Source organism: Arthrobacter sp. LFS091 (assembly GCF_047977885.1).
In the GTDB taxonomy this organism is placed as follows: Bacteria; Actinomycetota; Actinomycetes; order Actinomycetales; family Micrococcaceae; genus Arthrobacter.
The window spans coordinates 22,751-35,076 of the sequence record NZ_JBFPFP010000015.1 but is presented as its reverse complement, the minus strand read 5'-3'; the positions used below and the strand labels follow the sequence as shown (position 1 = coordinate 35,076).

Sequence of the window (12,326 nt, the reverse complement as noted above, 5' to 3'; positions counted from 1 at the left end):
CAGCCAAAAGGCTTGCTGGCCTGTAGGGAGGTGTTAGTTCGTGCGGATGGCGATGGCTTTCGAGCCTTCCGGAATCAGCGCTTCGGCTGCTGCTTTGGCTTCCTCGTACGTGTCGCTTTCGGCGTCGACGTGGCTTAGCTTTCCGTCGGCGGCCTCTACGGTCAGGGTTACGTTCACGCCCATATTTTAGGCCGCCGCATCTGTGAAGGTGCGTTCCAGATCCGCGTGCAGCGCCGAGGCGCCGGGGCGCTCACGAAGGTCCACCGCACTTATTGCACAGCTTGGCCAGGGTCTTCGTTGGTGCGATCCCGACGCAGACCGGCACGCCGACGTGCCGCCGGCACGCGGCCTTCATTTCCCGGCCAAGGGCCAGCAGCTCGTCCGGTTCGCCCTTGACGCCCAGGAACGCCTCATCAATGGAGTACACCTCCACCCACGCCGAGTAGCGGCCCAGCAGCTCCATCACCCGGGCCGAAATGTCCCGTACAGTTCGTAGTTGCTCGACAAAGCCACCAGACCCCATTCCTTGGCCCGGGGCCGGAGCTTGAACCACGGATCCCCCATGGCAATGCCCAGTCGCTTCGCTTCAGGAGAGCGGGTGACAGCGCGGCCGTCATTGTTGGACAGGACGATGACCGGCTTGCCCTCCAGGGAAGGGTTGAACGCGCGCTCAGCCGAGGCGTAAAAGCAGTTCACATCCACGTGCGCGATCTCCTGCATCCGGCGCATCACCGCGGGCTTATATCGGTAACCAGGGTTATTCAATTTGGCGCTATTCGGGGCTTTAGAGACCGATTCAGGGTGGGCGATGATGCGAGGCAAGGTGGCTCCGATAGCGATGCTGATGGTTCTTCTCCCCAGGACTCTAGGGGCGGCCTCTGACATTGTTCCGCGTGCTGCATCGGCGCATCCGGCGTCGATGGCTCGTTAACCGAAGACCCCGCCCGGGGAGCGTTCCGGGCGGGGTCTTGGCTCTGTTAGCGGGGGCCGGCCTTCGACAGCACGACGCCGTGGGGTCAGGCGCTGGTGGCGTCCTGGACTTCGCCGACGAGTTCTTCGATGATGTCCTCGAGAAAGAGCACGCCGGTGGTGTTGCCTTCGGCGTCGAAGACCCGTGCTACGTGGGAACCTGTACGGCGCATGGTCGCCAGCGCGTCTTCGAGGTCGCTGCCGCTGAAGACGGATGCGAGTCGTCGGATGCGCTTCGAGGGCACCTGGGTGGTGAATTTCTCCGCGGAAGTCAGGTCCATGACGTCTTTGAGGTGCAGGTAACCGGATGGGTCGCCGTCGTCATTGGTGAGGATGTAGCGGGAATAGCCGTGCTCGGCGACGGCTGATTGGATGTCGGCCGGGGTGGCCGATGCGGGCAGCAGCACCATATCGCCGATGGGAACTTCGACATCCGCCACTTTCTTGGCGGTGAACTCGAAGGCCGCAGTGAGGGCGCCGGTGGTGTCGCTGAGCATCCCATCCCTGGTGGACTGCTCCACGATGTTGGCCACTTCATCCAGGGTGTAGGCGCTGGTTGCTTCGTCCTTCGGTTGGACTTTGAACAGGCGCAGGATGGAGTTCGCGATCCCGTTTAGGGTCCAGATGACAGGCTTGACGATTCTGGAGACCACCACCAGGGGAGGTGCAAGGATCAGCGCGGCGCGGGTAGGAACGGAGAAGGAGATGTTCTTCGGGACCATTTCACCGATGACCACGTGCAGGAAAGTCACCAGCAGCAGCGCCGCGACAAAGGCGATGATGCCGATGGCTTCCCCGGAGAGCGAGGTCAGTCCCAAGGGGATTTCAAGCAGGTGATGGATAGCCGGTTCGGAGACATTCAGGATCACCAGCGAGCAGACGGTGATGCCCAACTGGCTTGTGGCGAGCATGAGGGTGGCGTGCTCCATCGCCCAGAGGGTGGTTTTCGCGGCTTTGCTCCCAGCCTCGGCCTTGGGTTCAATCTGGGACCTTCGGGCTGAGATGACGGCGAATTCGGCGCCTACGAAGAACGCATTGACAACCAGCAGCACGATGAGCCAGATGATGCCGGGAAGGTATTCACTCATGGGTCAGCTCCTGCGTGAGGTTCTCAACAATTCTGTCGTGGGCGCTCATTGGCGCTTCCCCGCTGTCGCCAGGGGTGAAGCGGAGCCGTTCCACGTGAGTGCCCACGACGCGTTCCACACGCAAACTTCCGCCGTTGATGATGACCTCGTCGCCAAGTTCGGGGAGGCGGTCCAACTGGTCGGTGATGAAGCCGGCCATAGTGTCGTATTCCTCACCGTCAGGGACCACGATTCCGGTCCGGTCGAGAAGTTCATCGGGCCGCAGGGAGGCATCAAAGGTGATGGAGCGGCCGGTCCTGACCACGCCCACGCGCGCCCGGTCGTGCTCGTCTTCCAGTTCGCCAACGATTTCTTCCACCAGATCCTCAAGCGTGACGATTCCGGCCGTTCCTCCGTATTCGTCCGAGACGATGGCGACCTGCAGGCCTTGTTTGCGGAGCAGGCCCAGCAAAGTATCGACGCACATGGATTCGGGGACCCGCAACGGATCGATCATGAGAGCCTGCGCGGTGACGGTCCAGCGATCATCGAGGGGAACAGCGAAGGCTTGCTTTACGTGCAGTACACCCAGGACGTCATCGCGGTCGTCGCCGATCACGGGGAACCGGGAGTAACCGGTGGCCGTGGCGAGGGCCAGGATGTCTTCGGCGGAGTGGTCGACGTTCACTGCGGCCATCCGGACCCGGGGTGTCATAACGTCAGCTGCGGTGTGCTCCGAGAAACGCAGGGTGCGGTGCAGCAGGACGGCGTGGTCAAGGTCCAGGGAACCTTCCAAGGCGGAGCGGCGGACCAGGGAACTGAGTTCTTCGGCGCTGCGGGCACCGGAGAGCTCTTCTTTGGGTTCGATGCTAAAGGAGCGGATGATGCCGTTTGCCGTGTTGTTGAACAGCAGGATCACCGGCTTGAACACTGTGGTGAACAGGGTTTGGAAGGGTACGACGACTTTGGCCGTGGCCAGCGGAAGGGCGAGGGCGAAGTTTTTCGGGACCAGCTCACCGATGACCATGGAGAAGATGGTGGCCAGGAAAATGCCGGCCACCGCGCCGATACCGGGCACTACAGCTTCGGGCAGTCCAACTGACATCAGCGGGCCGCGGAGCATGGAGCTGATGGCCGGTTCAAAGGTGTATCCGGTGAGCAGGGTGGTCAGCGTGATGCCCAATTGCGCGCCGGAAAGGTGCGTTGAGGTGATCTTGAGGGCCTTGATGGTGGGCCCCAGGCGCCTCTCACCGCGCGCCTGGCGGGCTTCGAGGTCATTGCGGTCGAGATTGACCAGCGCGAACTCGGAAGCGACGAAGAATCCGGTGCCGACCGTGAGGACAAGGCCGATGCCGAGCATGATCCATTCATACATTCGGGCGCCCCTCTCCCATGGTGGCCGGTGATCCGGTCAGAAGGTTAAGGGGCCTGGGCATATGTGAAGGAGGGTCATCCATAATGCACTTAACTCTACGGGGCGCGGGGAGCACCGTGCGGCGTGTGCGCTGTAGGCGAAAGCGGTTAACTGCGCCGCTCCGGGCGCGCGCGCCGACGGTGGAACGTTGCCGTATCACTCGAGCTGAGGAAGGTCCATGAAGGCTTCCACAGCGACCCCACCGGCCAGCAGCGCAAGTGATGTGCGGATCCAAGCCAGAAAGGTTCGTTCGTTGGCGAGGGTAAACCGGGGATCCGGTTCTTCTCCGCCGAGCAGGATCCTAGCAGCTAGGTTGCTGCGGGTTCCGCTAGTTTTAGCTTCTTTTGTCACATCGCTGTCCTTCCACGTCTAGTCGATGGCGACGGTCCGGAAACCGCAGTTGCCGGAGGACGAGTCGGGAGTATTGGAGGTGCGCGCGGAGACTCTGTAGCGGTTGCAGTAGGAGTCGTGGCAGAGGTAGGAACCACCGCGCATGACGCGGCCGGCCCCGATCGTGGGTCCTTGCGGGTTGTTCCTTGGGGCGTTGCGGTAGTACTTGGGCAGGAACCAGTCGTTGCACCACTCCCACACGTTGCCCGCCATCTCGTAAAGCCCATAACCGTTGGGAGGAAAAGATCGCACTGGCGCTGGACCGAGATGGCCGTCATCGAGTGTGTTGGTTAGGGGGAATGTTCCTTGCCAGATGTTGCAGCGATGCTCACTATCGGGGGTGAGGTCGTTGCCCCAGGCATAGCGCATGCCTTCAAGGCCGCCGCGGGCTGCGAACTCCCATTCGGCTTCTGTGGGCAGGCGCCGCCCGGCCCAGCGGCAATAGGCCAGGGCATCGGTGTGGGAGACGTGGACTGCCGGGTGGTTGGGTATGTCCTGCCAGTCCGATGCCGGTCCAGTGGGGTGTGCCCAGTCAGCGCCACGGATGTTCAGCCACCAGGGTGCGCCGGACGCTGCGCCTAGAATTTCTTCTCCGGTGGCGGTGGAGAGTAGGTGGAACACGGCCGAAGACCCATACTGCTCTGCCTCGGTTCTGTATCCGGTTGAATGGATGAATGCTGCAAATTGGCTGTTCGTTATTGCCGTTTTGTCTACACGGAAGGCATTCAGGTAGACCTCGTGTACCGGTGTTTCGCCGTCTTCGGGGTAGCCGTCCCCAAACGCGTCTCCCATCTGGAAGACGCCTTCAGGGATCAACACGTCGTCATGGGTTTGATGGGCGGAAAGAGCGACGGGGCTAGGACGTGTGGTGCCCCTGGGATCCTTTCCGCTTTTGCGCGAGGGAGTGCAGCAGCTCTTGCCATTGCCGACCGCCACGTTCCCAGCCTCTGATGTTGTGTGCAACAGGTTCATTCCTCACCGATCTTCTCAGTTTGTGCAGACTCGGTCGTTTCCTTCTCCTGGGTGACCAGGAAGGTTCCCGCTCCTCGCCTGCGCGTAATAACCTGCTTGTCAACGAGGATCTGCATAGCGTGACGCACCGTTACCCGCCCTACCTGAAGCTGGCGGGCCAGTCCCTTGTCGGTCATTAGCTTGTGTCCTTCTTCGGGCGGATTGCGGGTCAGCTCAGCTTCGAAGGATTCCGCTATCTGGTAGTACAGCGGTATCGGCGAGTCTTTCTGTATGCGGACTTCCACGTGCAGGCTCCTCTCGTTGGATGCCGTCTTTGCCTCTTCCCGGCCAGAAGGTGGCACGGACTACTGGTGGCGGGCCCGGGCCGGAGTGTGTACTTCTGAAAGCCACCCAGCACCAGGCCGCCGTCCTTAGTCGTCAGCCGATTGCGTCGGTCCAGCCCAGACCACGCTTGTGGTAGATCTCAAGCGTTTTGTCGAACGGGATGACGCCGACGGAGTCGGCCCACAGCGACCAGTCCTCTTCGAGGTCCTTGACAAGAATGGCGTTTTGGTCCGCAAGGTCGTTGGTCTCACTGCGGTCTTCACTGATGTTGTACAGCTCCCATGGCCAACCGTGCTGCCGCACTAGCTTCCATTCCCCGCGTTGGATGGCTGCGTTTCCGCAGTGTTCCCAGTAGAGGGTCTGAGCCTTGCCGTCTTCGCCCCGGAGATCCGAAAGCATGCTCTGCCCAGTCAGCGGATAAATGGCGACTCCGTTGCGCTTTGCAGGGTACTGTGCATTGGCTGCTTCCAAGATGGTGGGCATGACGTCAACCAGCTGATGAGCGCCGTGGCGGATGCTGCCTTCGGCAAGTTGGCCGTTGGGCCAGTGGAAGATAAACGGTGAGGAGATCCCACCCTCGTGAGTCCAGACCTTGAAGAGCCGGAATGGGGTGTTGGACAGGTTTGCCCAGGACCGCCCGTAGCTGGAGTAGGTGTCATCCGCGCCGGGCATTACACCTGAATCATTGCCGATGACGACTCGGCGGCCGTCCTTGGTGTGGTGTTTGAGGATGTCGGCCCTCTTACGGAAACGTTCAAGGTCGATCAATGGGACCGGCTCGGCCGCGGCGCCATTGTCCGAGAGGAAGATGATGATGGTGTTTTCGTACTCGCCGTTGGCCTTGAGCGTATCCATGAGGCAGCCAATCCCACGGTCCATCACTTCAATTTGTGCGGCGTAGACCTGCATGCGGCGCGCCTGCCATTCCTTTTCCGTTTCGTCTTCCCAGCTGCTGACGACCGGATCACGTTCGCTCAATTCCGCGTTCTCGGACAGAATTCCCAGTTCGAGCAAACGCTGCATCCGGCGTTCCCGCAGGACATCCCAGCCCTCGTCGTAAACGCCGTCGTACTTGGCGATGTCCTCTTCGCGGGCATGAAGGGGCCAGTGCGGAGCGGTGTAGGGGACGTAAAGGAAGAATGGGCGTTCCGGAGCAGTCTGGTGATGTTCGTTGAGGAAACGGACGGCTTCATCGGTGATACGGTCGGTGTAGTAGAAGTCCTTATCGAGCGCCTCATCGTCGACATTGGTGTTGTCGCGGGTAAGAGTCCCGGGCTGGAAGTACGAACCGCACCCGGTGAGGGTGCCATAGAAGGAATCGAATCCGCGGTTCAGAGGCCAAGCCTCGTTGGGGTTGTGCACGTCATTGGAGAGGTGCCATTTGCCGCGCGCCGCTGTAGCATAGCCGGCCTCTTTGAGCGCTTCGGCCATGGTAATGCACTTGTCGTTGAGTGTTCCCTTGTAGCCGCCGCTGGTGCTGTCATCAATAGCGAGGATGCCGATACCGGCTTGGTGCGGGTGCAGCCCTGTCAGCAGGGAGGCCCGGGAGGGGCTGCAGCGGGGCGTGTTGTAGAAGTTGGTCATCCGCACCCCACCCTCAGCGAGTGCGTCCAAGTTGGGAGTGTTGATTTCCCCGCCGTAGCAGCCCAAGTCTGAATAGCCCATGTCGTCAGCGAGGACAACGAGGACGTTTGGTCGGGTTGAGTTCTGATCGCTCAATTTTGGTCCTTAAATTCGTGGTTCCAATTAGTAAGGGAAGGGGCCCAGCTTTAGCCCTTGACGGCTCCGGCGGTAAGGCTGGCAACGATCTGCCGGTTAGCGATGACGGCCATGATGATGATCGGCACTGCGGCGAGAGAGCCGATGGCGGCCATGGGCCCCCAGGCCACTTCGTAGGGCTGGACGATGGAGGCGATGCCGACCGTCAGCGGGGAGGTCCGGCCGCCAGAGGTCATGACGAGTCCGAACAGGAATTCATTCCAAGCCATGATTCCGGTGAACACCGCGACAGCTGCCATGCCGGGACGTACCAAGGGAAGCATCACCGAGAAGAAGGTCCTGGACTCGCTGGCGCCGTCCACCAGCGCCGCCTCGCGCAGCGACATGGGCACGCCGTCGAAGTACACCTTCAGCAGAAGGGTGGCGAAGGGCAACTGGAAGACAACGTTGAGCATGATCAAACCCGCGACAGAGCCTAGCAGCTGTAGGCCGGAAAGGGTGATGTACAGGCCAGGAACAAGGGTCATGGGAGGGATGATGCTCAGGAACGCTGAGAGTGCCAGCATTGTGAGCGTGAGCCAGCGGGGAAGTGCCAGCTGGGAGAGGGCGTAGCCGGCCAGCGCGCCTACCACGAGGCAAAGGACAACAGTTCCAGCGACTATGAGCACGCTGTTGACGAGTTGGGCGACGAAGGGCTCTCCCGGGCGGAAAAGCTGGGCGAAATTGTCCATGGTGAAGGAGAACGACCAAGTGCGGTTGATGATGTCGCGGCCGTCCTGGAAAGCAAGGACGATCATCCATGCGATGGGAATGAGCCCGATCAGGACTGATAGGCCGAGGAGTACCTCTGTCAGCGGGTAGATCTTGCGGCCACGAAAAGTAAGTCTCGACTTGCGCGGTGCTGCTTCGGTGCGGACGGGGGCCAGAGTGGTCATTTCATGTAACCTTGCGTTTGGAAATTCGCGCCAAGACGGATGGCGTTCCGACGCGACATTAGTGAGCGGATACCGGCAGCGATGCCTGCGATGATGACGATGAGCAGAACGACGGAGACGCTAAACGCTGCGCCGTAGCCGAGTTCGAGTCTGTCGAAGAAGACGTTGCGGATGTGCAGGCTCACCAAAGTCGTCGACGTACCCGGACCGCCATGGGTCAGGAGGAACATTTCGTCGAAGGCTTTGACGGACATGAGTAGGCGAATGATTGTGGCTGCAGCGATAGCTGGCCAGATCATCGGGAGCATGACACGGCTGAAGCGCTGCCAGTAGCTGGCACCATCAACTTCAGCGGCTTCCATGATTTCGGTATCGATCCCGCGGATCGCGGTGTAGGCGAGAAGGAACACCAGGGGTGTCCAGTGCCAGACGTCGACCAGGATCACCGAGGCCATTGCGCCGGCGGCTTCGCCCAGCCACCCCTGTTCGGGAATGCCGATGGTGCGCAGAACCTTGTTCAAAGCACCGATGCTGGGGCTCAGAATCAGAAGCCACATGAGGCTGATGGCGACTGGGGTGACCACTGCCGGCCACAGCACCATATTACGGGCGATACCTGTCAAAAGCACTGCGCGGTCCACCAGCACGGCCAGGCCGACACCGAAAATGATGGTCAAAGGGACCGCGCCCAGTACGAAGATTGTGCTGGCCACCACGGACTGCATTGCGGTGGGATCGTTGCCAATGTAAAGGTAGTTCTCCAGTCCCGTGAAGGACCAAGTGAAATTGCCTTGCTGTACCGAAACGTCAGAGAGGGACATCCGGAGGAGATGGAACAGGGGCAGAACGCCAAAGACTCCCATGAACAGGGCGAAGGGCAGCGCCGCGAGCAGGGCAAACCGCGATAGCCGCTGCTTTTTGGCAGGCTGACGGACATGGACATAGCCGGTGGCTGCCGCCTCGACGTTCCCGACCTGAGCGAGGGAAGAACTCATTTCAGATACCCGGCCTTACGAACCACATCGGTTATCTCCTGGTTGAGCTTGTCCAGTGCAGGCTTAACCGGATCGTCGTTGGAAACAATGGCACTGAGCGACTTTTCCACCACTTCGAGCATGGGAGAGGCGAACTCGTACCGGACTGCGGGGCGTGCATTGGGGAAGGAATCAGCCACCGGATCCAAGTAGCTGCGCATTGCTGCAGGAACCTCGGAAGCGGTGTACACATCTTTCCGCGTCGGGATACCTGTACCGAGGGTGAACTTTCTCTGCGTGTCCACTGAAAGCATCCACTTGATGAAATCGGAAGCGGCCTTGGAACGTTCAGCCGACAGCCCCGAGGGTACTGACAGGACCCATGTTCCTGATGTCGGGGCCGGGGCGCCTGCGGGCCCGGCCGGCACGACTGCGTATCCCATCTTTCCCGCAACGCGAGAAGCCTTCGCATCTTCCATCTGGGGTGCCGAAGCGACTACACTGTGCACCTGGAGCAAATCCCCGCTCTGCATCGAGGACACGACTTCCGCCTGACCCAGCGTTTGGGGCTGGGCAGGGCCCAGCTGCAGCAAACGGCGGTACATTTCCACGGCAGCGACAGCCGAATCAGTGTTGACTGTGGGCGTCCAGTCTTTGCCCTCGTCCCTAAACCACGATCCGCCATAGCTGTAGAAGACGGGCATGAAATCATACGTTATGGACTGCCCGCCGGAACTGGCCTGGCCGCGAGCGGCATGTCCGTACTTGACCACGCCGGCCTGTTGCGCCTTCCGCCCATTGGCGTAAGCATCCTCCCAAGTCGCCGGCACCTTCAGGCCAAGCTGGTCATACAGGTCCTTCCGGTACATCAAGATGTGCACGTTACCGTTCAGAGGAAGACCCATGACATCACCATTAGCTGAGGAAGTCTTGGAGGTGGCGTCCCAACGAACCAGATTGGAGTAACTGATGATCTGGTCGTCGGGGGTGAAGGAAGAATCAATCTTCTTTAGCGGTGTTACCCACTTCTGAGTGAAGAACTGGGCAGTCCACGGTTCATCGATCTGGAAGATGTCGAAGGCCCCACTGTTGGACTGCATTGCATTGACCATCTGTGTCCGCAGTCCGTCGTAAGGGAACTCACGCAGATTAATCCTGATCCCCGATTCCGCTTCGTAGCTGGCCGCGATTTCCTTGTAAGCATTCAACCAGGGCGAGCGATGGGTGGGGATGACCAGTTCCGTGACCTTGCCACCGCCGCCCCCGCCCCCGAGAGCGCCGCCACCACCTGAGGAGCAACCGGCAAGAGTGCCGAACGCAGGAATGGCGGCCCCGAGTGCTATTTGAAGTGCGTGGCGACGACTGATGGTTCGAGTGCCCGCTTCCTTGCGAGCTGCAGTAGGTTCCATGCTTCTGTCTCTCCCTCATTGGAGTCAAGTTTTATAGAGCGCGATATAACCACTTCATTATGTAGATTCATGCCGTGACGTGTCAAGAAAAAATTGTGATCAAAATCATTTATAGAGCGCGCTACTGATGCACGTCGTCATCTCTTCCTGGCTATACTGTGGGAGTTACCGAGGTAGCCCAAAAGGAGGACGGATCAGTGTCGATCAATGCGAAAGTGGTGCCCCGCGGTAAGAGGGAACCAACGATGGCTGACATTGCTGTCCGTGCGGGTGTCTCACGCGCGCTCGTTTCCACTGTCTTCAGAGGTGCGCCAGGAGCAGGCGAGGCTACCCGCGCCCGTATTCTCCAAGTAGCGGAAGAACTGGGCTACCGGCCTAACCAGGCCGCTCGGAATCTAGCGAGCACCAGCACGCGCCTCCTCGGGCTTCTCCTGCGTCCCCGCAACCCCTTTCACGTAGACCTTCTCGAAAGCATGTACCCGCTGGCTGAGGAGGCCGGGTATGACATCGTGATGAGCGCGATGGCACCTCAGCGCGATGAACGGAAGGCGCTCGAGGCTCTTCTCGGATACCGCAGCGAGGCGGTGATCGTCCTAGGCGGGCAGCTACGCAACGAGGACATTGAAAGAGTGCTGAGGTCAACACCCGTGATCATGCTTGGCCGACCGAGCAGTGTCGCAGGTGTGGACTCGATCACGAGCGACGCGGTCAACGGTGTGCGCCTTGCTGTTGAACATCTCGTAGATCTGGGTCATACACGCATCACCCTTGTCGGCGGAGTCTCCGGAGACTCCGCCGACAAGGAACAGAGCTATCGGGCCGCCATGAACTCGTACGGACTCAAGCCCGACGTGGTAACCCACGACACCACCTCCGAAGAGGAAAGCGGTGCCGAGGCCGCACTCGAACTCCTCAACTCGGATCGAGGCTTGCCGAGCGCAGTCTTCGCAGTCAACGACAGGACCGCAACCGGGTTCATCGACATGCTCCTCCGGCGCGGGGTATCTGTCCCGGACGACGTCTCGGTCGTCGGATACGACGACAGCCAATTCGCACGGCTTGCCCACATGAGCCTGACAACGATAAGGCAGGACACCCCACGTATGGCACAACTGGCCATTCAAAGGGCAATCAGCCGGGTCAACGGCGAAACTCCGACCGACCAAAGACTGGTGTTGAAGCCGGAACTCGTCATCCGATCCACAACCGCGCCTCCGCACCCTCGACGCTGAGCCCAGATTTGGCTACTCGATGACTTGGTAAAGCATAATTGGGTGCCTGAGCAAGCAGCGTGCAGGAAGGCGTCTCGTATCCCTTGGGATACGAGACGTCTCACTGGCTCTGTCCCTTAAGGTCCTGATTCCCGTGAAATCTCACGACTTTCTCTGCGTTCGGCGATTCTCATAACTATGTCTCGAAACCTTCTGCTTGAATTCGCGGAGGTGTAGTTTGTCGACGGTTTCACGTGGCGGATTTCCGGGCCTCGTCTGTCCCAACAATGTGTCTCACTAAGGTATTCTAAACATCGCCTGTATTTGGCCTTTGATGAGACTGGAGAAGCGGTGGCACGCCTTGGATACGCCCGGGTCAGCCTGGCTGACCAGAATAGTGATTTGCAGATCCGCGAACTGGAAGCAGCTGGATGCGAGCGGATCTACAAAGACCAGGGGATCAGCGGGACCAGGGTGAGTCGTCCGGAGCTGGACCGGATGCTGGACCGTCTCGGCCCAGGGGATGAGGTCGTGGTGTGGAAGCTGGACCGGTTGGGACGCAACACCCGCCACCTGCTCGAGCTCTTGGATGACTTCAAGGCTCGAGGCATCAAGTTCCGTTCCCTGAGGGATGGCATCGCTACTGACCCGGCCAGCGAGGTCGGGGGAGCGATGGCCCAGGCGATGGTCACCATCATTTCCGCTTTCGCCCAGCTTGAACGAGACCAACTCTCCGAACGCACAAAGGCCGGCATGGCGGCTGCAGCTGCCAACGGACGCAAAGCAGGCCGGCGGGAAATCACGACGGACCACGCGAAGGTCAAGAGGGCACACGAACTGAAAGCTCGCGGTCTCAAACCGACGGACATCGGAAAGATCATCGGAGCCAGCCGTGCCACCGTATACCGCTACCTGGGCATGGACTCCTGAGCCACCAGGTAA

The 12,326-nt window shown here is 60.2% G+C and carries 11 protein-coding genes and 2 pseudogenes; 2 read left to right on the top strand and 11 right to left on the bottom strand.

The genetic code is table 11. From position 1 onward, the window contains the following. Positions 1–33 precede the first annotated feature (33 nt). The 11 genes and pseudogenes from ACNQOP_RS20235 to ACNQOP_RS20185 all read right to left on the bottom strand — a co-directional run bounded on the left by ACNQOP_RS20235 (position 34) and on the right by ACNQOP_RS20185 (position 10,173). Positions 34–177, bottom strand: a complete 144-nt coding sequence (locus ACNQOP_RS20235; RefSeq protein ID WP_284987841.1) for a hypothetical protein — start codon at positions 175–177, stop codon at positions 34–36. Between the two features lie 73 nt (positions 178–250). Then, positions 251–720, bottom strand: a pseudogene (locus tag ACNQOP_RS20230) (hypothetical protein). A 296-nt stretch (positions 721–1,016) separates the two neighbouring features. Then, the gene (locus ACNQOP_RS20225) at positions 1,017–2,057 is read right to left on the bottom strand and encodes a hemolysin family protein (RefSeq protein WP_284987842.1); all 1,041 of its coding nucleotides are present in this window, start codon (positions 2,055–2,057) and stop codon (positions 1,017–1,019) included. Continuing rightward, the gene (locus tag ACNQOP_RS20220) at positions 2,050–3,411 is read right to left on the bottom strand and encodes a hemolysin family protein (protein ID WP_416405550.1); all 1,362 of its coding nucleotides are present in this window, start codon (positions 3,409–3,411) and stop codon (positions 2,050–2,052) included. The genes ACNQOP_RS20225 and ACNQOP_RS20220 overlap by 8 nt, the downstream gene beginning before the upstream one ends. Before the next feature lie 219 nt (positions 3,412–3,630). After that, positions 3,631–3,801, bottom strand: a pseudogene (locus ACNQOP_RS20215) (YidH family protein); the annotation flags it as partial. A gap of 18 nt (positions 3,802–3,819) precedes the next feature. Next, positions 3,820–4,659: a formylglycine-generating enzyme family protein gene (locus ACNQOP_RS20210; RefSeq protein ID WP_350309858.1), complete on the bottom strand. Its 840-nt coding sequence runs from the start codon at positions 4,657–4,659 to the stop codon at positions 3,820–3,822. A 149-nt stretch (positions 4,660–4,808) separates the two neighbouring features. Continuing rightward, positions 4,809–5,096 (bottom strand): GntR family transcriptional regulator, encoded by a 288-nt coding sequence (locus ACNQOP_RS20205; RefSeq protein WP_284987845.1) that lies wholly within the window; start codon positions 5,094–5,096, stop codon positions 4,809–4,811. Positions 5,097–5,229: 133 nt separating this feature from the next. Next, entirely contained in the window at positions 5,230–6,855 is a 1,626-nt protein-coding gene (locus tag ACNQOP_RS20200; RefSeq protein ID WP_284987846.1) for an arylsulfatase, read from the bottom strand. A gap of 50 nt (positions 6,856–6,905) precedes the next feature. Then, the gene (locus tag ACNQOP_RS20195; protein ID WP_284987848.1) at positions 6,906–7,790 is read right to left on the bottom strand and encodes a carbohydrate ABC transporter permease; all 885 of its coding nucleotides are present in this window, start codon (positions 7,788–7,790) and stop codon (positions 6,906–6,908) included. Next, positions 7,787–8,785 (bottom strand): carbohydrate ABC transporter permease, encoded by a 999-nt coding sequence (locus ACNQOP_RS20190; protein ID WP_284987849.1) that lies wholly within the window; start codon positions 8,783–8,785, stop codon positions 7,787–7,789. Before ACNQOP_RS20190 ends, ACNQOP_RS20195 begins: the two co-directional genes overlap by 4 nt. Then, on the bottom strand, positions 8,782–10,173 hold the full coding sequence (locus tag ACNQOP_RS20185; protein WP_416405549.1) for an extracellular solute-binding protein: 1,392 nt from the start codon (positions 10,171–10,173) through the stop codon (positions 8,782–8,784). Before ACNQOP_RS20185 ends, ACNQOP_RS20190 begins: the two co-directional genes overlap by 4 nt. Before the next feature lie 245 nt (positions 10,174–10,418). Between ACNQOP_RS20185 and ACNQOP_RS20180 the strand changes: the two genes are divergently transcribed. Both ACNQOP_RS20180 and ACNQOP_RS20175 read left to right on the top strand, forming a co-directional pair. Further along, a complete protein-coding gene (locus tag ACNQOP_RS20180; RefSeq protein ID WP_284987851.1) occupies positions 10,419–11,405 on the top strand; it encodes a LacI family DNA-binding transcriptional regulator in 987 nt (328 codons plus the stop codon). Between the two features lie 330 nt (positions 11,406–11,735). Further along, positions 11,736–12,314, top strand: coding sequence for a recombinase family protein (locus ACNQOP_RS20175; protein WP_416405548.1), 579 nt, complete (start codon positions 11,736–11,738; stop codon positions 12,312–12,314). Positions 12,315–12,326: the final 12 nt, after the last annotated feature.